Here is a 22,111-nt window from a genome sequence, read left to right as displayed (position 1 = left end):
GAGTGGTCGAAAATCGGGAGTGAATGGTAGGACAGGGATGGGGGGATGGTGTATAATAATATAAAAGTCAATTTATACGAGTAGGGGGATAAGGTGAAATATATTGCACATATAAATGGTGTTTCAGAACAAAGTGTTAAGGATCATCTGATAGGAACAGCAAGGTTAACAGCTCAATTTGCTGATAAGTTTGGAAAAGCAGACTGGGGATATTGTTGTGGATTATTGCATGACATTGGTAAATATTCAAAGCAGTTTCAAAATAAAATAATTAATAACACAGATGATAAAGTCGATCATTCCACAGCAGGTGCAAAACTATGTATGGAATTGGGGGGGTATTATCAGTTATTAAGCTATTGTATAGCAGGACACCATGCTGGGTTACCAGATTATGGAAATACAGTTATTCATTCAAGTTTAAGGTATAGATGTGAAAAGAAAAAGATATATGATTATAGTTCGTATAAATATGAAATAGAGATTCCTGAATTGAAAACAGATCCAATTATATTACAGAATCTTTCAGATGCAGATTTTCCTTTAAGCGTTTTTCTTAGAATGATTTATTCGTGTTTGGTTGATGCAGATTTCCTTGATACTGAGTATTTTATGAAAAATGGGGATGTTAATAGAAACTCAGGGGAAAATGTAAAGATATTATTGAGCAAACTTGAAACACATATTAGTAGATGGTTGAAAAATGATAATACAGAATCGATAAATGGACGTAGAACAGAAATATTAAAACATTGTTTAAATGAAGGGCAGAATGAAAAAGGCTATTTTAGACTAACAGTTCCAACTGGGGGAGGAAAGACTATTGCATCACTTGCATTTGCACTAAAACATGCAGTAGAAAATGATATGGATCGTGTAATATATGTAATTCCATATACCAGTATTATAGAGCAGAATGCGCAGGTGTTCAGGGACATACTTGGAGAACAGAACGTTTTGGAAAATCATTGTAATGTAGATTATGATGGACGAGAAGATTTTGAGCCAATGCAATTGGCTAGTGAAAATTGGGATAAACCCATTGTAGTTACAACGAATGTTCAGTTTTTTGAGTCGTTATTCTCAAATAAATCTTCAAAATGCAGGAAATTACATAATATAGCAAATAGTGTCATTATATTTGATGAGGCACAGATGTTGCCGACTGATTATCTGAAACCTTGTATTTATATGATTAGCGAACTAGTAATTAGATATAGATCAAGTATAGTATTATGCACGGCGACACAGCCAGCGTTAGGTTCATTATTTCCAGAAAACACACAATTTATGGAACTATGTCCAAGGATGCATGAACAATTTGGATATTTTAAGAGAGTTAAATACAATAACATCGGAACAATATCGAGAGATAAATTGACAAGTATGCTAAAAGATGAAGATTGTGCTTTGTGTATCGTAAATACGAAGAGAATGGCTCAAGATATTTATATGGAACTATGTGGAATAGGAGTGTTTCATCTATCAACAAATATGTACCCATTGCATAGAAAAATTGTTTTGAAAAAAATAAGAAAGTGTTTGCAGAATGGAGAAAAATGTGTCGTAGTATCAACAAGTTTAGTCGAGGCAGGGGTGGATTTAGACTTTAAGCATGTGTATCGTCAGATTGCAGGAATAGATTCTATTATACAAGCTGCAGGTAGATGCAATAGAGAGGGAAAAAGAAATCAAGCTGAGAGTATAGTTAATATTTTTGATATTGAGAATTGCAGGATTCCGTTAAATCAAAAACAACAGATTGAGGTTGCTAAGTCTGTATTATGTGATTATGAAATAGTAGATAGTCCAGAGTGTATATCAGATTATTTTAAGAGACTGTATCATTTCAGGGGCGATGGCCTTGATAAGAAGAAAATTTTAGGTGAGTTTGTTCATCCTGAGTATAATTATGCAAAGGTCGGAAAAGAGTTTAAAATAATTGAGCAGGATATGGCAACAATTTTTGTCGGTAATACAGATGAGGCAAAAGAGTTGATGGATGAGATAAAGCTAAAAGGCATATCAAAAGAAAGAATGCGAAAAGCAGGACAGTTTTGTGTTCAGGTTTATTGTGGTGAAAAATCAGAATTTCAGAAATTGTATGATGCAGGAATAATACGCCTCGTTTCAGATGATGTGCGAGATTTTTATGAATTGACATCAATGGAATACTACTCAGAAGAATGTGGTTTAGTTTGCTTGGTAGATGAGGGGGATGCGATATTTTTATAAATAAATGAAATGCGGTGGGTATATAAATATCCACCGCATCAGGTAATCATATTGAAAACCTTATTATTTCAATCCACTGTAAAACAGACACGTTTAGTATATATAAAAATATAATAAATTTCAATAATGTTTTAAATATTGTATTGCTATACGTATCACAATGCGTTATTATAGAAATACAATATATTTAATATGATGGAGGTGAGAAAATGGGGAAAGGAGTAAAAGTAAAGGTTTGGGGAGATTATGCATTGTTTTCCAGACCTGAGATGAAAGTTGAGAGGTGTTCATATGATGTGATAACACCATCGGCTGCAAGAGGGATATTGGAAGCAATATATTGGCATCCCGGAATGAAATGGGTAATAGACAAGATATATGTTAAGAATCCAATAAGATTTACGAGTGTAAGACGAAATGAAGTAAAGAGTAAAATATCTGCAAATAATGTATTGCAAGCATACAATGGAGCAGATAAGCCTTTATACATTAGCACAAAGGAGGATATAGTGCAAAGAGCTTCTTTGATCTTAAGAGATGTGTGTTATGTGATAGAGGCACATTTTGAGATTACAGAAAATGCAAATGATTCTGATAATCCGGGTAAATTTAAAGATATTATAATGAGACGATTAAAAAGAGGCGAATGCTATCATATGCCATATTTTGGATGCAGAGAATTTCCAGTCAATTTTTGCATCTGTGATGAGGAGGAAGTACATACCATATATGACGAGGTTCCAGAGAAAGATTTAGGGTTTATGTTATACGATCTTGATTATAGCGATAGAAACAATATACAGCCTATGTTTTATAGGGCTATCATGAAAAGAGGAGTATTAGATTTGAGGGATTGTGAGGTGATCAGATGATATTACAGTCTCTAATGCAATACTACGAGAGTTTGGCAGAAAAAGGGAAAGTGCCACGTATGGGGTGGTGTTATGCAAAAGTATCTTGTGCTATAGATCTGAATGAAGATGGACAAGTAAAAGCCATTATTCCGTTAAAAGTACCCGAAATGTTTGGGAAAAAGGAAGTTTGGGTTCCCAAACAGATGCATGTCCCACAGATGGTGGTAAGATCTTCAGGCATATCGGCAAATTTTTTGTGTGACAATTCAAAATATATGTTGGGGATAGACAGTAAAGGTACAAGTCAAAGAATAAAAGAATGTTTTATGGCTGCGAGAGATAAACATTGTAGCATATTGCAGGATTCAGAGGGAAGAATGGCAAAAGCAATTATCAGGTATTTTGAAACATGGAATCCAGATAATGCAGATGTTAATCCGGTTATTAAAGCACATTGGGAAGAGTTGACTGATGGTGGAAACTTGATATTTTGCTTGGAAAGTGAGTATGCCCAGGAAGATGAAGAAATCAAAAAGATATGGCATATATATCAAGAAAATAATTCAGGTTTAGTTGATGGTATATGCCTTGTAACAGGGGAAAAATCAGAAATATCAAGAATTCATAGAGGTATAAAAGGAGTGCCAGGAGCTCAGTCCAGTGGCGCAGCTTTGGTTTCGTTTAATGCTCCAGCATTTGAATCCTATGGAAAGGAACAGAGTTATAATGCGCCAGTAGGTAAGTATGCAGAATTTGCTTATACAACAGCGCTGAATTATCTTCTTTCTGAAAAGAAATATACTTTTCAATTGGGAGATTCAATGGTTGTATACTGGGCTGAATCGGCACAAACCCAGTATCAGGATATGCTTAAAAACTTTTTTAACTCTAACATAGATAATCAAAAGGAATTGGAAAAGATTTTTGGAAATTTGAAGAATGGACTAGCAGTGGATATAGATGATGTAAAAATTGATTTAAATCAAAGGTTTTATATTTTGTGTCTTGCGCCTAATGCTGCGAGATTGTCTATTCGATTTTTCTACGAGAATTCATTTGGTAATATATTGAAGAATTTATCAGATCATTATGAAAGAATGGCAATAGTTAAACCTGAGTGGGAAAAAGAGTATTTGAGTATTCAAGAGATGCTGATGGAAACTGGAAACAATAAATTGAAAGATAAAAAACTTGTATCAAACATGGCATCATTGGTATTAAGGGATATATTGATGGATGACAGGTATCCTACAGGTTTATATACCGAAGTGCTGGCAAGAATACGTGCAGAGCAAGGTGGTATAACTTACGGAAGGGCAGCTATTGTAAAAGCGTATTTAATAAAAAATTATAATATGAAGGAGGGAGAAAAGTACATGGGATTGAATGAAAATTGTAATGAACAGGCATATGTACTTGGAAGGTTGTTCGCGGTACTTGAATTGATTCAAAAGGATGCAAATCCAGGAATTAATTCAACTATCAAAGATCGATATTTTAATTCAGCATGTGCAACACCAGCGTCAGTTTTTCCAATTTTGATTAAGTTAAAAAATAGTCATATGAAGAAAATTGAAAGAGGTTCAACAGGATTAAAAATTCAGTATGAGAAAACGATAACAGAGTTAATGGGAAAATTAAACATGGCTGAAACACAGATAGGATTTCCAAGACGATTATCTCTTGAAGAACAGGGAAAATTCATGCTTGGATATTACCATCAGGTTCAGAAAAGGTACGAAAAAAAGGAGGATAAATAAATGGGTGATGTAATAAAAAACAGATATGAATTTGTAGTGTTATTTGATGTTGAGAATGGAAATCCAAATGGAGATCCTGATGCTGGCAATATGCCAAGAATTGATCCTGAGAGTGGATTGGGTTTGGTTACAGATGTTTGTATAAAACGGAAAATACGTAATTATGTTGAAACTGTTAAAGAAGATGAAAAGGGATATGGAATATATATAAAAGAGGATGTGCCATTAAATAAGAGTGACAGAAATGCTTGTAAAAGTTTAGGGGTTGAGGAGACTGAAGACAAAAAACTTACGGAAGAAATAAAGAAATTAAAAAAGTCAGATCCAGATGTTGATAGAAAATTGAGAGATTATATGTGCGAGAATTTTTATGATATTAGGACATTTGGAGCAGTTATGACTACGTTTGTTAAAGCCTCATTGAATTGCGGACAGGTCAGGGGACCGGTACAGTTAGGATTTGCTAGGAGCATAGATCCAATTATCAGTCAGGAAGTTACAATTACCAGAGTTGCAATTACAACTGAAAAGGATGCTGAAAACAAGAGTACAGAGATGGGAAGAAAAAGTATTGTACCATATGGGTTATATCGTTTGGAGGGATATATATCAGCAAATCTTGCAAGAAAGGTAACGGGATTTTCAGAAGAGGATCTTGATTTACTATGGGATGCACTTATCAATATGTTTGAAAATGATCATTCTGCCGCTAGAGGCAAGATGGCTGTGCGTGAGTTGATAGTATTTAAGCACAGTAAAGAACTTGGTGATTGTCCAGCATATAAGTTGTTTGATTCTGTTGAAGTTAAGAAGATGGATGGTATTGAATATCCAAGAAGATATCAGGATTATATTGTAGAGATACATAATGATAATATTCCAGACTCAGTAGAGGTAAAAAGGATGGTTTAATGGAGTACGCAGAAGAAGAGTATTTGATGATATCTGGTATACAGCATTTTAAGTTTTGCAGACGCCAATGGGCACTCATACATATAGAGCAGCAGTGGTCTGAAAATTATCATACTGCAGTAGGTGAGCTTATGCATAAGAAAGCTCATGATCCATATATTACGGAGAAGAGAAAAGATGTACTTATAGTGAGAGCACTTCCAATTGCATCCAGGAAACTGGGTGCAGTAGGGGAGTGTGATATTGTTGAGTTCCATAAGTGTGATGATGGAGTTTCTCTACGTGGGCATCGTGGATTATATAGCATATATCCAATTGAGTATAAAAAAGGAAAGCCCAAGGTGTCGGAGGAGGATAAACTTCAATTAGTAGTACAGACAATGGCCCTAGAGGAGATGTTTTCTACACAAATAGAAGAGGGCGCAATATATTATGGAGAAACAAGAAGAAGAGAAGTTGTGCAGGTTTCTCAGGAGCTAAGAGATATGGCAACTAAAATGTTTGAAGAGATGCATGATTATTTTAAGAGAGGGTATACTCCCAAGGTAAAACAAAGCAAATCATGTAATTCTTGCTCATTGAAAGACATTTGTTTGCCAAGATTAAATAAAGCTGGATCAGTAAAAAATTATATATCACAGATGTTAGGAGATAATGTTGAATGAAAAAATTATTAAATACACTTTATGTAACATCTGAAAATGGTTATTTGGGGTTAGAAGGAGAAACTGTTGTAGTATATCAAGATAGCCTAGAGATTGGCCGATTGCCTTTGCATAATTTGGATGGGATAGTTGTGTTTGGGTATAAAGGAACAAGTCCGGCACTTATGGGCGCATGTGCAGATCGGAATATTTCATTATGTTATGTAACTCCTCAAGGAAAATTTCTAGCTCGTATAACGGGAAAAGTAAAGGGAAATGTTATTTTGCGGAGACAACAATATGATAGCTCATTAGATGCAGAAAAAAGCCTAGAGATTTCCAAAAGTTGTATATTGGGTAAAGTATATAATGCACGATGGGTTTTGGAGAGGGCTATTAGGGATCATGCGATGCAGATAGATGCGGAACGGGTGAAACGCGCATCATTACATTTAAAAAATTCCTTGGAATTAATAAGAGGTGCTAAGTCAAATGATGAATTAAGAGGATATGAGGGAGAGGCGGCAAGTATTTATTTTGGGGTGTTCAATGAGCTTATATTACAGCAAAAAAGAGATTTTGTGTTTCAAGTAAGAAATAAACGACCTCCTCAAGATAATATAAATGCTATGCTGTCATTTGTTTATACATTATTGACCAATCAGATTGCATCGGCCTTGGAAGTTGTAGGGTTGGATCCGTATATAGGGTATTTACATACGGATAGACCTGGCAGGGCTTCGTTGGCGTTAGATTTAATTGAGGAATTTAGAGCGGTTTATGCAGATAGGTTTGTTCTGTCACTTATAAATAAAAGGATAATAACAGGAAAGGATTTTTCTAAAAAAGAAAATGGGGCAGTATTACTAAGTGATAATGCAAGAAAAAAGGTATTGGTGGAGTGGCAAAATAAAAAGAAAGAAGTAATTACACATCCATATTTGAAGGAAAAGGTTGAGTGGGGAATAGTGCCATATGTTCAGACAATGCTTTTGGCAAGATATCTCCGAGGGGATATTGATGGATACCCTGTTTTTTTGTGGAAATGAGGTGATAAGAATGTTATTATTGATAACCTATGATGTTAATACGGAAACATCTGCAGGAAAAAATAGATTGAGAAAGGTTGCAAAACAATGTGAAAATTATGGCCGACGAGTACAGAATTCAGTTTTCGAATGTATAGTGGACCAAGCACAGAGCGTTAAATTGAAAGCCTTGTTGTCTGAAATAATTGATGATACAGTGGACAGTCTCAGGTTTTATTATTTGGGAAGTAAATATCAAACTAAAGTTGATCATATAGGATGTGATAAGGGGATAGATGTTGATCAGCCATTAATTTTTTGATGTTGTGCGTAATGATAGTGAACATAGAATTACAAGGTCATTCGCACCATGAAAAATATACAGCTGAGAAGCGTATCTATCTATATATGCATAAGAAACAGATTTAATTGTAAAAAGCAATAATATTATTAAGCGGTTTTGTATAGTTTTTTAAATTTTTTTGTGCAAAATTGCTGTCGCTCCGTTCGCCGGAGCGTGGATTGAAATGCCAAGCTCATCAATTGTGATCTCCCCGGATTTTACGTCGCTCCGTTCGCCGGAGCGTGGATTGAAATTATGGATTAAAAAGGCTTACAACTTGTTATGATAGTCGCTCCGTTCGCCGGAGCGTGGATTGAAATAAGGTGAGAGTGCAAAAGCGTGCAAGTGCAGGTGTCGCTCCGTTCGCCGGAGCGTGGATTGAAATGTCAGATCACTGGAAGTCTTTATTGTGTTAATAAGTCGCTCCGTTCGCCGGAGCGTGGATTGAAATATTGTAAGCGGTGTCATTTTTATATAGAGCTTGCGTCGCTCCGTTCGCCGGAGCGTGGATTGAAATTGGAATGTAATAAGGACGGTTTATAGAGTGTTTACCGTCGCTCCGTTCGCCGGAGCGTGGATTGAAATATAATTGCGCACTGCTAAATAACCCGATTTTGCGTCGCTCCGTTCGCCGGAGCGTGGATTGAAATTAGCAGTTCAAACCGGGTTAGCTTTGTCTGATATGTCGCTCCGTTCGCCGGAGCGTGGATTGAAATGCTCTGCATATATGCGTCTTGCCCCATCTGCATGTGTCGCTCCGTTCGCCGGAGCGTGGATTGAAATCTTTTGATTTTTGTATTGTCAAAGCAACTGAGGGTCGCTCCGTTCGCCGGAGCGTGGATTGAAATATTGTTAAGGAGGTATAAAAACATGAGATATTATCGTCGCTCCGTTCGCCGGAGCGTGGATTGAAATATCAGTGTGTTTTTTGCAGCAGGCCGAGCAATAAGTCGCTCCGTTCGCCGGAGCGTGGATTGAAATGCCCACTTGCGCCATCGCGTCATTTAATTCCGCGTCGCTCCGTTCGCCGGAGCGTGGATTGAAATGAATGAATAATAAGGTCCATTCAACATTGTGACCGTCGCTCCGTTCGCCGGAGCGTGGATTGAAATGTCATCAAAATAGTAATCGACTATATCTTTCAACGTCGCTCCGTTCGCCGGAGCGTGGATTGAAATACATTAAAGATCTTGGCTTTGACTGTGACAAAGGTCGCTCCGTTCGCCGGAGCGTGGATTGAAATTGTAGGTTATCTGTAGCATTTACCCTAACAAATTCCTGTCGCTCCGTTCGCCGGAGCGTGGATTGAAATTTTCAAACAATCCATGCCAAAGTGGGTTCCTTTGGTCGCTCCGTTCGCCGGAGCGTGGATTGAAATGATGTGATACCGAACCACTTACAGATTGAATCCGTCGCTCCGTTCGCCGGAGCGTGGATTGAAATAGTCCGGGTGATACCTTCATCACCCTCACCTACGTCGCTCCGTTCGCCGGAGCGTGGATTGAAATCCCGATTTAGGGGACAATATAACGGTGTTTGGCTGTCGCTCCGTTCGCCGGAGCGTGGATTGAAATTGCATACCAGCTACAGTGTCAGCATTGATAGCCTGTCGCTCCGTTCGCCGGAGCGTGGATTGAAATCGTGAGGGAATGACCATAGGTGAGGCAGAAATGCGTCGCTCCGTTCGCCGGAGCGTGGATTGAAATGTCAGATGTTAGAACTTTTAAGTGGGATTATGCTAGTCGCTCCGTTCGCCGGAGCGTGGATTGAAATATTGATGAAGAGAGTCCGTTTGACAAAGGAAATTGTCGCTCCGTTCGCCGGAGCGTGGATTGAAATGTCTGGTGGTAATGGTGATAGTACATCTTCTGGAGTCGCTCCGTTCGCCGGAGCGTGGATTGAAATGTACAGTATCAAGGATATTGACAGATTTTAAAAAGTCGCTCCGTTCGCCGGAGCGTGGATTGAAATTGCATGATAAAGATGAAAATAAGGACGGAGAATTAAGTCGCTCCGTTCGCCGGAGCGTGGATTGAAATCTGATGATGCATGAGAATGCGCTTAAGATCAAGAAGTCGCTCCGTTCGCCGGAGCGTGGATTGAAATTTTAAGGACAATAAGGCCGAGCTTGTAACAATTGTCGCTCCGTTCGCCGGAGCGTGGATTGAAATAGCACATCTGCAGGGTGAAGGAGGCGAGAAATGGTCGCTCCGTTCGCCGGAGCGTGGATTGAAATTTGTGTATGTGTGAGCCACAGCGTACGCCCGGTCGCTCCGTTCGCCGGAGCGTGGATTGAAATTCTATCAAGATGGGCGGAGATATCGAAAAGGGTAGGTCGCTCCGTTCGCCGGAGCGTGGATTGAAATTTATTGAACAGCTTGATATTTTGTATAAAGAATGTCGCTCCGTTCGCCGGAGCGTGGATTGAAATAAAGCAGAGCTTTTACATCATCCGGAATTATACAGTCGCTCCGTTCGCCGGAGCGTGGATTGAAATACTGATATACATTGTAAGGTAATTTACACATTTTTGTCGCTCCGTTCGCCGGAGCGTGGATTGAAATAATTATAATAGGAGATGCTGATACTTCTCTAGCGTCGCTCCGTTCGCCGGAGCGTGGATTGAAATTCCAATATTGATTTCAGCACAGCAGATGGCGTTAATCGTCGCTCCGTTCGCCGGAGCGTGGATTGAAATGGAGGAATTATTCAGGGATGAAATAAAACTTGTGTCGCTCCGTTCGCCGGAGCGTGGATTGAAATTGTGTGCTTGTCCACACTAGGGCACAGCAAAAAGGTCGCTCCGTTCGCCGGAGCGTGGATTGAAATTTTTGAAAGTGCTTATAGAATGGCAATACAGGCAGTCGCTCCGTTCGCCGGAGCGTGGATTGAAATTTGTACGGAATGGGAAATAACGGAAAATCAACGTGTCGCTCCGTTCGCCGGAGCGTGGATTGAAATCTCCAACTCAGGAAAAAGGTCGTAACTGGAAGAAGTCGCTCCGTTCGCCGGAGCGTGGATTGAAATTTAAATTCATCCGCATAATAGTAATCTGTGTACGTCGTCGCTCCGTTCGCCGGAGCGTGGATTGAAATTGCTTTAGTATCGAAATAATGACCATATTCATGTGGTCGCTCCGTTCGCCGGAGCGTGGATTGAAATTTCGCACATTAGTGCCGTCAAGCACTTCCTGCATAATGTCGCTCCGTTCGCCGGAGCGTGGATTGAAATATCTTTAATTGATTACTGTGATCATGATTATGGGTCGCTCCGTTCGCCGGAGCGTGGATTGAAATTTTAATTGTAAGCCCGCTTTCACCTGCCTGAATAAGTCGCTCCGTTCGCCGGAGCGTGGATTGAAATGTTCCAGACCGGGAGACCGTCATATTTATTAAAGTCGCTCCGTTCGCCGGAGCGTGGATTGAAATGTTAAATTCTCTATACTCTTTGATAAGCTGGAGGTCGCTCCGTTCGCCGGAGCGTGGATTGAAATATGGCAAAGCGAATGAACCGCCCAAGTGGACACGTCGCTCCGTTCGCCGGAGCGTGGATTGAAATTTTTTTGTAGGAGGAAATAAATGGTATACCACAGTCGCTCCGTTCGCCGGAGCGTGGATTGAAATGTTTCAATGCGCTGATAGTAGAAATCACATGTAGTCGCTCCGTTCGCCGGAGCGTGGATTGAAATTCTTCCCCTTTTCTGCTATGATTTTCTTGAGTTAGTCGCTCCGTTCGCCGGAGCGTGGATTGAAATTTGATGAGGATGAGAATATAAAATACAAGGCATAGTCGCTCCGTTCGCCGGAGCGTGGATTGAAATACAAATATTCCAACAGTTAAGACGACGGAAGACGGTCGCTCCGTTCGCCGGAGCGTGGATTGAAATGCTGAGGCCGGGTACACGGCTGATGAGTATTTCCAGTCGCTCTGTTCGCCGGAGCGTGGATTGAAATATTCATATCTATAGAGATTATCACCGGCATGATGTCGCTCCGTTCGCCGGAGCGTGGATTGAAATGCTAATGCGGCATCACAGAACTATGGCACAGCTAGTCGCTCCGTTCGCCGGAGCGTGGATTGAAATAAGATGCACTTGAGAATTGTTTAATGGATGTTGTGTCGCTCCGTTCGCCGGAGCGTGGATTGAAATACCCATGTCACACCAGCTCCATCCAAGATTGTGTATGGTCGCTCCGTTCGCCGGAGCGTGGATTGAAATACATAACAGTCACCAAAAATAGCTTTACTCTGCACGTCGCTCCGTTCGCCGGAGCGTGGATTGAAATTTTCCTAAACGTTCTGACACTGAAACTATAACGAGTCGCTCCGTTCGCCGGAGCGTGGATTGAAATTTTAGAAGATCCTGTTTGTTGTAATGGTAAATATCGTTGCTCCGTTCGCCGGAGCGTGGATTGAAATATTAGCATAAACCCACGAAAAAGCATAAAAGTCGTCGCTCCGTTCGCCGGAGCGTGGATTGAAATTTCAATAACTGGATTTCTTAACACATGGGATGCTGGTCGCCCCGTTCGCCGGAGCGTGGATTGAAATCTGTATTCTTACCGTCTTTAGTGTAAGTCCACGCTGTCGCTCCGTTCGCCGGAGCGTGGATTGAAATTGCGTTCTTGCTCCGTGGCTCTCGGTTTGTGCAGGTCGCTCCGTTCGCCGGAGCGTGGATTGAAATGTTTGGTCTTATCTTAATAAGCACGTCATACAATGTCGCTCCGTTCGCCGGAGCGTGGATTGAAATCATCAGATTGCTGCACAGATGGCAGGAATGGTTGGTGTCGCTCCGTTCGCCGGAGCGTGGATTGAAATTCTGTGTCTCTCTCATAAGTCATAAGCTTGATCGTCGCTCCGTTCGCCGGAGCGTGGATTGAAATTTGTCGATAAGGTCATCTGCAAGTTCTTTATTGCAGTTGCTCCGTTTGTCAGAGCGTTGATTGAAATTGGATGTACTTCCGTGGCTTGATGCTGGTCTTCTGTCGCTCCGTTTGCCGGAGCGTGGATTGCGTTTACAAACGAGGTGCCAGGTGCAAATGAACCAGATATTAACAAAATATGAATAAGTATGTTCAACGTGCACATGACACCGAGAATTACAGGCGATGTAGTGCATATCTAAAGTGCAAATTTACAAGACCGCTGGACAAGTAAATCATTGATAAACAGGGAGGATTTAAGTGGGCGTGATAATACAAATACTTTAAAATCCGCCATCTACGGTCTTGCCGTAGGCGATGCGTTGGGAGTTCCGTATGAATTTAAATTCAGGGGCGCATTTGAGTGTACAGATATGATAGGCTATGGTACGCACAATCAGCCGGAGGGAACCTGGTCGGATGATACCAGTATGGCGCTTGCCACTTGCGCCAGTATCAAAGCGTGTGGCAGAGTTGATGTGGACGACATCAGAGATAGATTCCGCAGATGGCTAAAAGAAGGAGCATATTCTTGTAAATGGTGTGCCGCTTGCAGAGGCAATAATGGAACATGTACCGGAAGGTTCAAAGCTATCGGCAGCTATTGGAATAGAGAATATGGTTAACAGTTTATCCGTAGGATCTTCGGGGTACGTTGTTGATACGTTTGTGGCGACTATGTGGTGCCTGCTTACGACGGATAACTACAGGGATTGTGTGCTCAAGGCTGTGAATCTGGGTAGCGATATGGATACGACCGCAGCGGTAGCCGGGGGACTTGCGGGAATCATGTATGGACTTGAAGGTATACCAGATGAGTGGTTGTCAAAGATGAAGTCAATGGACATGATAGATCAAGAATTATTTTCTTTGCTCCAATAATTGCAATCCCACGTCTCTGAGGATATAGCATCATTGAAAAACCTCATAAAAACAGATATAATGATTAACAACGGCCCATCACATCAAACAAAGAGTTGTGACGGGCTTTATCTTTAAAGGATAAAGGAGATACATAGAAAATGGCAGATTTTAAATACGAAATAGTGGAGCACATAGGAGTAATCTCGGAAAGTGCAAAGGGATGGACTAAGGAACTTAATAAGATATCGTGGAACGGTGGCACACCGAAGTATGATATCAGAGAGTGGGCACCGGAGCATGAGAAGATGGGTAAGGGTGTGACACTTACAGAAGAGGAGGCGTCTAAATTAAAGTCGTTGCTGTAGAGACAGCACGAGAAAGGACTAGGTCAATGAAGATATTTGTTGATGCTGACGCGTGTCCGGTGGTTGATATAGTTGAAGACATAGCAACAAAATATAACATCCCGGTAACGCTTCTATGCGATACGAACCATGTCCTCACATCTGATTACAGTGAGGTTGTAGTAGTCGGTGCTGGAGCGGATGCGGTGGATTACAAGCTGATAAGCATTTGCCATAGAGGCGATATAGTTGTAACTCAGGATTATGGCGTGGCTGCGATGGCACTGGGAAAAGGTGCATTTGCGATACACCAATCGGGTAAATGGTATACAAATGAGAATATCGATCAGATGCTTATGGAGAGGCATCTGAACAAGAAAGCGAGAAGGGCATCGAGCAGGAATCATATCAAAGGGCCGAGGAAGAGGACAGACGAGGATGACCAGAGATTTGCGGAGTCTTTTGAGAAGCTGCTGCGAAAGGCAAATAATTTGTAGATACATATGAAAGTGGAGGGGGATTCGCACCCTTACTACACATGAACCGGAAGAGGTCAGATTTTAATGGATGATAAAAATACAAACAGAACAATAGAATACTACAACACACATGCTGACAGGTATTCCGAGATAACCAGAAATGCAGACATGTCGGACATTTACAAGCGCTTTGAGGAACATCTAAAGCCAGGCAGCAGGATTCTTGATCTTGGCTGCGGCAGTGGCCGCGACAGCAAATATTTTCTGGACAAGGGATATGATGTCGTATCTCTGGATGCGTCTGAAACAATGTGTAAGAAGACATATGAGCTCACGGGAAGACCTGCTCTGAATATGCGTATTGAGGATATAAACTGCGAAAATGAATTTGATGCGGTGTGGGCGTGTGCCTCGATGCTCCATGTTGACAAGGGTGATATGATCAGGATCTTTGCGAAGGTTATGAAAGCGCTTAAGGTTGGCGGTGTATTTTATGCTTCGTGGAAGTATGGAAAAGGTGAGCAGACGCGGGATGATGGAAGAACATTTGCCAATTATACTGAGACAAAGGTTTGTGATATGGTGTATTCGGTTTCTGGCGCGGCCCTTGAGGATGTATGGACGAGTCAGGATGTGAGACCTGACAGGACAGGTCAGGGGCATTTGTGGGTAAATGTTCTGGTAAAGAAGACCAGAGTTGTCATAACTGAGAAGGAGTTCCTGAATATTTTCTGGAAGCAATACCAGATCATTGAGAAGGACGTCCGGATCAGTTCTGAGTATGTGGATATCCACAAGAGCAACTTCTCGACATTTTCAAGCAGATACATAAATATGTTCCTGAATATCTGCAGCAATATAGACTCTCTGATAGAGATATATTGCAAGATAGTCGAGGAGGATGATTACAGGAAGAAGTACAGCATACATGACAGGCTCACTCCTGTGCTTAGAAAATTCCCGGATATCCGGCTGGATGCGGTGAGGACGATAGATACTTTTGAGGATATTGAGCTGAAGCCGTTCAGTGCGTTTGTGGGTGACCGTATCGCAGATTGGTGGAATGACTATAATCTGGTAAAACATGCCAGAAGTGACAGGAACGAGAAGACTGGAATGTATAATTTCCAGCGGGCAAATCAGAAGAATGTGCTGACGGCGATGGCAGCGTATTTTATCGTGTGCAACCGTATATATGAGGAGATATGCGAGATCTCGGCAACACCGAAGAGGCTTCTCAAGTCAAAAATATTCCTGTACGTGAAGAATGGTGAGTAGATAAGGAAAGGTAATAGACCATGGTAAAACAGATAGTAAGAGACCAGATGTTTCTCAGCCAGAAGTCATCTCCGATGACTCCTATGGATGCGGGTATCATTGCAGATATGCAGGACACATTAGCGGCAAATCAGGCGAGGTGCGTCGGAATGGCGGGCAACATGATCGGGTATAAGAAGAGGATAATCATCGTCAGCATGGGATTTGCCAATGTTGTCATGCTGAATCCGGTTCTTCTGTCAAAGTCGGGGGCTTACGAGACAGAGGAGGGATGTCTGTCTCTGGACGGCACGAGAAAGGTGACAAGGTATAGAGACATAGAGGTAGAGTTTCAGGATGCATCATTTGCAAAAAAGCGTATGAAGTTCAACGGATATATAGCCCAGATAGTGCTCCATGAGATGGATCACCTTGAGGGGCGAATAATTTAGGAGAGTTTATGGAATCAAAAGACGGAACATGGATCATGTATGGAGTTTCGGAGGATGATCCGGAGTGCCTGCACACGGTGGATGAGCTTATCGGATATATAGAGGAAGTGGGATTTCTGCCTCTTTTCCGCAATGAGATACCTGGATTTTCAGTGGAGGAGCGAACCACGGAGAAGTACTGGTGGAGTGAGGATGCACAGATGGATCCTTGGGTATGGCGTGAGATCATAGCCAGAAGAGGCGATATCGCATATGGCAAATTTTTCCACAATAAGGCGGGATTTATCTCAAAGAAATGGTTCCCGTATTTTGCAAATTACAGAAGATCAGGATATGATTTCGATGCCAGATGGGATGATGAGCTTGCATCATTCAGACAGAAGAAGATCATGGATCTGTTCATGGATGACCGGATAGATGAGGAAAGCGATGCGGAATTTGCAGCAGAAAAACCGGAGAGCCTGTATGATACAGAGCTGTTATCATTTGATATCAAGAAGCTTGCCGGATTTGGCAAGGACGGCGAGAAGGGCTTTGAGGGTACGATGACACAGCTTCAGATGCAGACCTATCTGTGTGCATGCGATTTTAGAAAGCGGGTGAACAAAAAGGGAGCGGAATACGGCTGGAATGTGGCTGTGTATTCCATGCCGGAAAAGCTGTGGGGATATGATCATGTGACGTCCGCATATGGTGAGAGCCCTGAGGAATCGTGGGAGAGGATAGTGAAGCATATGGATGATATCTACCCGATTGCCACAGAGAAACAGATAAAAAAAGTCTTAAAGTAGATACGATATACAGACAAGATGACGAAAATATTTATATGTATGGAAACTGCATCAATACGATTGAAAATAGTCATGTTGGTGCAGTTTTTTATGAAATAAATTGGATGACATAGCAATTACTCCTATAGTAGTCACTCTATATGAAATATTTATTCTTTTATATAAAATTTATATGGACTTAAGGTTTACATGCACTTACATTAATTCAAAACTCTAATTCAAAACTTTACATCAAAAGTTTACACATAACATTACATATATCTTTACATATGAGTTTACATATGTTATGTTTATATGCAAGTCAGGTTATAAAGAATAATATGATGCCTACTTGAAGAGGAGAAATGATGAACACTGTATATGATGTTATTATCGTTGGAACTGGCGCTGCAGGTTTATTCTGTGCGTTAAATTTTCCAGAGACAAAAAAAGTCTGTATTATCACAAAAAAGCGGGCTGATGAGTCCGACTCTTTTTTGGCCCAGGGCGGCATATGTATGCTGCGGGGTGAGGAAGATTACGAAGATTATTTTGAAGACACCATGAGAGCCGGTCATTATGAGAACAATAAAAAGACAGTCGATCTGATGATCAGATCATCGAATCTTGTTATCAGAGAATTGATAAGGCTTGGAGTCAGATTTGAGAGAGATGAGAGCGGAAAGCTTGCCTTCACCAAGGAGGGAGCTCATAGCCAGCCAAGAATATTGTTCCACGAGGACATTACCGGCAAAGAGATTACATCCACTTTGCTGGAGTGTGCAAAGAAGAAATCCAATATCGAGATATATGAGTATACGACTATGCTCGACATCGTCTGCAATGACAATGCCTGTGGTGGCGTGGTTATAGCTGATGAAGCGAAGAATATAAGCATACTTAGATCCAACAACGTTGTATTGGCGTGTGGTGGAATCGGAGGCATATATAAAAACTCAACGAATTTTGCCCATATAACAGGTGATGCCATAGCAATTGCCTTAAAACATGGTGTAGAGGTAGAGAATCTGAATTATGTGCAGATCCACCCGACGACACTGTTTAGCCGGAATAAAGGAAGAAGGTTTCTGATATCTGAATCTGTGAGAGGCGAAGGCGCATGGCTTCTAAACAAGGCGGGCGAAAGGTTTACAGATGAACTGCAGCCTCGTGATGTAGTCAGCCATGCAATATGGAAACAGATGGAGCTAGATGGAACGGAGCATGTATGGGAAGATCTGAGACCGCTTGGAAGAGATGTGATCCTGCAGCATTTTCCACATATATACAGGCAGTGCAAGGATGAGGGGTATGATGTGCTTGTTGAACCAATACCGGTTGTGCCGGCTCAGCATTACCACATGGGCGGAGTGAAGGCAGATCTCGCCGGAAGGACATCCATGGAAGGATTGTACGCGGTAGGAGAAGCCGGATGTAATGGAGTGCATGGCAGAAACAGACTGGCAAGCAATTCGTTACTTGAGTCGCTTGTATTTGCACAGAGGGCGTCAGATGATATCATGTTCAGCAGAGAGCACAGAGGCTGTGGAGAAGACAACATAGATCTGTCTGAATATGAAGATATAGATGGTTTGTTTAGAGAATATAAGAATATAGTTTTGACAGAAACGGAAAGAAGAGGCTGAGAATGAATCAGATAACAATGAAATTGAATGCGGACAAGCTTATAATGATGGCTTTACAGGAGGATATCACAAGTGAGGATGTATCCACAAATGCGGTGATGCCAAAGGCACAGAAAGGAAAAGTAGACCTGATATGCAAGCAGGATGGAATCATTGCAGGACTTGATGTATATGCAAGAGTATTTACACTCTTAGATGACAGCACTGAGGTTGAGTTCTTCTGCAAAGATGGCGATGAGGTGAAGGCTGGACAGCTTATGGGAATTGTGACTGGTGATATCAGGGTTCTTCTCTCTGGCGAGAGGGTTGCGCTTAATTACCTGCAGCGTATGAGTGGTATAGCTACGTATACCCATGAGGTTGCAGAACTTCTTAAAGGAAGCAAGACTACTCTGCTGGATACCAGAAAGACTACGCCTAATTGCCGTATATTTGAGAAGTATGCAGTCAGAGTCGGCGGAGGCAGCAATCATAGATACAATTTGTCGGATGGAGTATTGCTTAAGGATAATCATATAGGCGCTGCGGGAAGTATAACCAATGCAGTGAGAATGGCAAAGGAGTATGCACCATTTGTCCGCAAGATAGAGGTTGAAGTTGAGACACTGGATCAGGTAAAAGAGGCTGTTGAAGCGGGAGCCGATATCATTATGCTTGACAATATGACAACGGATCAGATGAGGGCTGCGATCGATTTGATCGATGGACGTGCGGAGACAGAATGTTCAGGCAATGTTACAAAAGAGAACATAGAGAGACTGATATCATTGGGAGTGGATTATATATCAAGCGGTGCGCTTACACACAGCTCACCTATAATGGATATATCGATGAAAAATCTTCATGCGGAGGAATAAAGTGAAGGCAAAAGAGAGAAGAGAAAGGATACTTGACATTGTGAAGAATTCAGATGTCCCTGTTCCGGCAAATAAGCTTGCGTCAGAATTCGATGTCAGTAGACAGATAATAGTGCAGGATATTGCAGTGATCAGGGCGGCTGATGATGGCATAATTGCAACTAACAGGGGTTATATATACAAGAATGAATCAAAATGTCAGAGAGAGTTTAAAGTAAAACACGGTTATGACAGGACTGAGGAAGAACTCACGATCATAGTTGATTATGGCGGTGTTGTAAAGAATGTAAGTATAAGTCATACGGTGTACAATCGTGTTACTGCAAAGATGAATATTGCTTCCAGATACGACGTGGCAAAATTTATGAAAAAATTGGAAAACAGCCAGTCGTCCCTGCTTGGAAATGCTACGAACGGATATCATTACCATCTGATAGAGGCTCCAAGTGAAGAGATCCTGGACAACATAGAGCAGAAACTTGATGAGACAGGCTTCCTTGTTCCGTGGCAGGAGTGGGAGAAATAACATAAAATGATTTGGAGAGAATAAAATGACGATAAAAGAGATACAGGAAGAGATAATCAGACTGAAGAAAGAGAAAGATTTCTGCATACTGGCACATGCTTATCAGGGACATGAGATTCTTGAAGTTGCAGATTATATGGGAGATTCATATGGACTTAGCGTGGAGGCGAGCAAGGATTCCCGCAAAAATATAATAATGTGTGGTGTGCGTTTTATGGCGGAGACATGTAAGATATTGTCCCCTGATAAGAATGTGTACCTGCCTAACCCTGAGGCCGGATGTCCGATGGCTGAGCAGATGAACCTTGAAACGCTGAATGAGATGAAGAAGAAGTATCCGGGATATGCGGTTGTCGCCTATATAAATACGACATCTGAATTAAAAACTGCCTGTGACGTATGTGTGACATCCTCATCAGCAGTGCAGATCTGCAGCAAGCTTGATAACGACAAGATTCTTTTTATTCCAGATCCGAATCTTGGAAGCTATGTTCAAAAGCAGATGCCGGAAAAGGAATTTGCATTTTTTAACGGCGGATGTCCTAGACATCTTGCGGTTACCCTAGATGATGCTTTGAAGGCAAAAGAGCTACATCCACATGCGGAACTTCTTGTCCATCCTGAGTGCAGACCGGATGTAGTAGCAGAAGCTGATTATGTAGGTTCAACCACAGGAATCATGGCATATGCCAGAAAGTCAGAGAAAAAAGAATTTATCATCGGTACAGAGCACAGTATTGTGGAGCATCTTCAGTATGAGTGCCCTGACAAAATGTTCTATCCAATTTCTTCAAAACTGATGTGCCATAATATGAAACTTACTACCCTGGTTGACATATTGAATGTATTAAAGGGCACAGGTGGCGAAGAGATAGTCCTTTCTGATGAGGTGATGGAGGGAGCTTCCCGATGCATCAACAGAATGATCGCGCTTGGATAACGATTTGCGGATGCCGGGAAACAGTATATAAACAAAGTTTTGTAATAAACCTTTACTTTCAAGGCTTCATGTGATACTTGGGACCCCGACAGCGACTATTGCTTAATTATATAAAATACGGTTGCTTATTAGTTCATTAAGTGACCGTATTTTTTTTACCTGTGCTATAATGTTGTAAATGTGTATAATATTATTTGTAAATTATGATCAGCCAGACTGGCTGGAGTATAGGAGGACATGATGGGTATTGTTGAATTAAAAAATGACAGAATTGCTATCGGAGTAAATACTCACGGTGCAGAGCTTGTGAGTCTGAAGAGTAACGAGACGGATAGAGAGTATATGTGGTGCGGAGATGCAGCATATTGGGGAAGAGTTTCTCCGGTGCTGTTTCCATTTGTCGGAAAGCTTGAGAATCAGACATATAGACATGATGGAGTTACATATGAGGGTATTCCGCAGCATGGTTTTGCAAGGGACAGCGAGTTTGTGGTGGCAGAGCAGACAGAGGATACAGTGTGGTTTGAGTTGGTGAAGGACGAGAAGTGGCAGAAGAACTATCCATTTGATTTTACTCTCCGCATTGGCTACAGGCTTGAGGGCGCAGGTGTTCATGTGATGTGGACAGTGGTCAACACAGGCGCCGGAAAGCTTCATTTCTCAATCGGTGCACATCCTGCGTTTGCCTGCGATGGCGGCGTAAATGGTTATTCACTTGATATGCATACCAATAAGTCCGAGGTTGAATGTGGTCTGCTTACAGAAAGTGGTGTTCTTGGCAGCAGGACAGTTACCCATAGCCTCACGGCTGGTGTGCTGAAGCTTACCGATGAGATGTTTGACGAGGATGCCCTTATCATAGACGGGAAGGGCATAAATACCGTGACACTCAAGGACGTATCGGATAAGCCGGTTCTTCAGCTGGAATTTGACGTGCCACAGATTGGTATATGGTCGCCTGCCAAGAAGCATGCACCATTTGTCTGCATAGAGCCTTGGTTTGGCAGATGCGACAGAGAGGGCTATGCCGGTGAACTAGAAGACCGTGAGTATTCAAACAGCCTTGAGAGTGGACATTCATTCAACAAAGAGTACGTTATAGAAGTTTTATAATAAAAGTGCCGAAAATTTAGAATTGCATATATAAAAGAAATCGAAAGTGCGGGAGCCTCTAAAACAGAGATATCCCGCACTTTTTATATACTCCATTGGGGGACGGAGGTACCTGTCCCCTTTGTCGAAGTGGAGATATTATAGAAAATACCACTTGACACATAA

Annotated in this window: 19 protein-coding genes and 1 CRISPR repeat array; all 19 genes read left to right on the top strand. The window is 41.5% G+C overall.

All coding sequences use genetic code 11. The features are described from left to right. Positions 1 to 93: 93 nt before the first annotated feature. The 19 genes from NQ536_RS08155 (at position 94) to NQ536_RS08065 (ending at position 21,946) form a co-directional block, all read left to right on the top strand. Entirely contained in the window at positions 94 to 2,235 is a 2,142-nt protein-coding gene (locus NQ536_RS08155) for a CRISPR-associated helicase/endonuclease Cas3 (protein ID WP_004853847.1), read from the top strand. 209 nt (positions 2,236 to 2,444) lie between these two features. Next, entirely contained in the window at positions 2,445 to 3,107 is a 663-nt protein-coding gene (gene cas5c / locus NQ536_RS08150) for a type I-C CRISPR-associated protein Cas5c (RefSeq protein ID WP_004853848.1), read from the top strand. Continuing rightward, positions 3,104 to 4,849 (top strand): type I-C CRISPR-associated protein Cas8c/Csd1, encoded by a 1,746-nt coding sequence (gene cas8c, locus NQ536_RS08145; RefSeq protein WP_004853850.1) that lies wholly within the window; start codon positions 3,104 to 3,106, stop codon positions 4,847 to 4,849. The genes cas5c and cas8c overlap by 4 nt, the downstream gene beginning before the upstream one ends. Beyond that, positions 4,850 to 5,761 (top strand): type I-C CRISPR-associated protein Cas7/Csd2, encoded by a 912-nt coding sequence (cas7c, locus tag NQ536_RS08140; RefSeq protein ID WP_004853852.1) that lies wholly within the window; start codon positions 4,850 to 4,852, stop codon positions 5,759 to 5,761. Beyond that, the gene (cas4, locus tag NQ536_RS08135; RefSeq protein ID WP_004853854.1) at positions 5,761 to 6,426 is read left to right on the top strand and encodes a CRISPR-associated protein Cas4; all 666 of its coding nucleotides are present in this window, start codon (positions 5,761 to 5,763) and stop codon (positions 6,424 to 6,426) included. The genes cas7c and cas4 overlap by 1 nt, the downstream gene beginning before the upstream one ends. Further along, complete coding sequence (cas1c, locus tag NQ536_RS08130; protein WP_004853855.1) at positions 6,423 to 7,454, top strand: type I-C CRISPR-associated endonuclease Cas1c; 1,032 nt, start codon at positions 6,423 to 6,425, stop codon at positions 7,452 to 7,454. Before cas4 ends, cas1c begins: the two co-directional genes overlap by 4 nt. Positions 7,455 to 7,464: 10 nt before the next feature. After that, positions 7,465 to 7,755, top strand: coding sequence for a CRISPR-associated endonuclease Cas2 (gene cas2 / locus NQ536_RS08125; RefSeq protein ID WP_044998422.1), 291 nt, complete (start codon positions 7,465 to 7,467; stop codon positions 7,753 to 7,755). 175 nt (positions 7,756 to 7,930) lie between these two features. Beyond that, a CRISPR array of direct repeats spans positions 7,931 to 12,792; the repeat unit is 32 nt; unit sequence GTCGCTCCGTTCGCCGGAGCGTGGATTGAAAT. Between the two features lie 145 nt (positions 12,793 to 12,937). Continuing rightward, a complete protein-coding gene (locus tag NQ536_RS08120) occupies positions 12,938 to 13,324 on the top strand; it encodes an ADP-ribosylglycohydrolase family protein (RefSeq protein ID WP_004853871.1) in 387 nt (128 codons plus the stop codon). Continuing rightward, positions 13,317 to 13,580, top strand: a complete 264-nt coding sequence (locus NQ536_RS08115) for an ADP-ribosylglycohydrolase family protein (protein ID WP_004853872.1) — start codon at positions 13,317 to 13,319, stop codon at positions 13,578 to 13,580. The genes NQ536_RS08120 and NQ536_RS08115 overlap by 8 nt, the downstream gene beginning before the upstream one ends. 140 nt (positions 13,581 to 13,720) lie before the next feature. Continuing rightward, positions 13,721 to 13,927: a YdbC family protein gene (locus NQ536_RS08110; protein WP_004853874.1), complete on the top strand. Its 207-nt coding sequence runs from the start codon at positions 13,721 to 13,723 to the stop codon at positions 13,925 to 13,927. 26 nt (positions 13,928 to 13,953) lie between these two features. Continuing rightward, the gene (locus tag NQ536_RS08105) at positions 13,954 to 14,403 is read left to right on the top strand and encodes a YaiI/YqxD family protein (RefSeq protein WP_004853876.1); all 450 of its coding nucleotides are present in this window, start codon (positions 13,954 to 13,956) and stop codon (positions 14,401 to 14,403) included. Positions 14,404 to 14,469: 66 nt separating this feature from the next. Further along, a complete protein-coding gene (locus NQ536_RS08100) occupies positions 14,470 to 15,663 on the top strand; it encodes a class I SAM-dependent methyltransferase (protein WP_004853878.1) in 1,194 nt (397 codons plus the stop codon). Positions 15,664 to 15,683: 20 nt separating this feature from the next. Further along, the gene (locus NQ536_RS08095; RefSeq protein ID WP_004853880.1) at positions 15,684 to 16,094 is read left to right on the top strand and encodes a peptide deformylase; all 411 of its coding nucleotides are present in this window, start codon (positions 15,684 to 15,686) and stop codon (positions 16,092 to 16,094) included. An 8-nt stretch (positions 16,095 to 16,102) separates the two neighbouring features. After that, the gene (locus NQ536_RS08090; protein ID WP_004853882.1) at positions 16,103 to 16,885 is read left to right on the top strand and encodes an AlkZ-related protein; all 783 of its coding nucleotides are present in this window, start codon (positions 16,103 to 16,105) and stop codon (positions 16,883 to 16,885) included. A gap of 344 nt (positions 16,886 to 17,229) precedes the next feature. Beyond that, the gene (locus tag NQ536_RS08085) at positions 17,230 to 18,510 is read left to right on the top strand and encodes an L-aspartate oxidase (protein ID WP_004853883.1); all 1,281 of its coding nucleotides are present in this window, start codon (positions 17,230 to 17,232) and stop codon (positions 18,508 to 18,510) included. A 2-nt stretch (positions 18,511 to 18,512) separates the two neighbouring features. Next, a complete protein-coding gene (nadC, locus tag NQ536_RS08080; RefSeq protein ID WP_004853885.1) occupies positions 18,513 to 19,367 on the top strand; it encodes a carboxylating nicotinate-nucleotide diphosphorylase in 855 nt (284 codons plus the stop codon). Between the two features lies 1 nt (position 19,368). Continuing rightward, complete coding sequence (locus NQ536_RS08075; protein WP_022058290.1) at positions 19,369 to 19,893, top strand: transcription repressor NadR; 525 nt, start codon at positions 19,369 to 19,371, stop codon at positions 19,891 to 19,893. 25 nt (positions 19,894 to 19,918) lie between these two features. Continuing rightward, complete coding sequence (gene nadA / locus NQ536_RS08070; RefSeq protein ID WP_004853890.1) at positions 19,919 to 20,833, top strand: quinolinate synthase NadA; 915 nt, start codon at positions 19,919 to 19,921, stop codon at positions 20,831 to 20,833. Positions 20,834 to 21,070: 237 nt separating this feature from the next. After that, entirely contained in the window at positions 21,071 to 21,946 is an 876-nt protein-coding gene (locus tag NQ536_RS08065) for an aldose 1-epimerase family protein (protein ID WP_004853892.1), read from the top strand. The last annotated feature ends 165 nt before the right edge of the window (positions 21,947 to 22,111 follow it).

It is taken from the genome of Coprococcus eutactus (assembly GCF_025149915.1).
Classification (GTDB): domain Bacteria; phylum Bacillota; class Clostridia; order Lachnospirales; family Lachnospiraceae; genus Coprococcus; species Coprococcus eutactus.
This window is presented reverse-complemented; position numbering and strand designations above follow the sequence as displayed.

Coding starts and splice junctions, on each gene's coding strand:
- cas1c (WP_004853855.1), top strand. CDS start 6,423: ATGAAAAAATTATTAAATACACTTTATGTAACATCTGAAAATGGTTAT.
- nadA (WP_004853890.1), top strand. CDS start 19,919: ATGACGATAAAAGAGATACAGGAAGAGATAATCAGACTGAAGAAAGAG.
- NQ536_RS08085 (WP_004853883.1), top strand. CDS start 17,230: ATGATGAACACTGTATATGATGTTATTATCGTTGGAACTGGCGCTGCA.
- NQ536_RS08065 (WP_004853892.1), top strand. CDS start 21,071: ATGATGGGTATTGTTGAATTAAAAAATGACAGAATTGCTATCGGAGTA.
- cas5c (WP_004853848.1), top strand. CDS start 2,445: ATGGGGAAAGGAGTAAAAGTAAAGGTTTGGGGAGATTATGCATTGTTT.
- cas2 (WP_044998422.1), top strand. CDS start 7,465: ATGTTATTATTGATAACCTATGATGTTAATACGGAAACATCTGCAGGA.
- NQ536_RS08105 (WP_004853876.1), top strand. CDS start 13,954: ATGAAGATATTTGTTGATGCTGACGCGTGTCCGGTGGTTGATATAGTT.
- NQ536_RS08095 (WP_004853880.1), top strand. CDS start 15,684: ATGGTAAAACAGATAGTAAGAGACCAGATGTTTCTCAGCCAGAAGTCA.
- NQ536_RS08110 (WP_004853874.1), top strand. CDS start 13,721: ATGGCAGATTTTAAATACGAAATAGTGGAGCACATAGGAGTAATCTCG.
- nadC (WP_004853885.1), top strand. CDS start 18,513: ATGAATCAGATAACAATGAAATTGAATGCGGACAAGCTTATAATGATG.
- NQ536_RS08115 (WP_004853872.1), top strand. CDS start 13,317: ATGGTTAACAGTTTATCCGTAGGATCTTCGGGGTACGTTGTTGATACG.
- cas8c (WP_004853850.1), top strand. CDS start 3,104: ATGATATTACAGTCTCTAATGCAATACTACGAGAGTTTGGCAGAAAAA.
- cas4 (WP_004853854.1), top strand. CDS start 5,761: ATGGAGTACGCAGAAGAAGAGTATTTGATGATATCTGGTATACAGCAT.
- cas7c (WP_004853852.1), top strand. CDS start 4,850: ATGGGTGATGTAATAAAAAACAGATATGAATTTGTAGTGTTATTTGAT.
- NQ536_RS08100 (WP_004853878.1), top strand. CDS start 14,470: ATGGATGATAAAAATACAAACAGAACAATAGAATACTACAACACACAT.
- NQ536_RS08090 (WP_004853882.1), top strand. CDS start 16,103: ATGGAATCAAAAGACGGAACATGGATCATGTATGGAGTTTCGGAGGAT.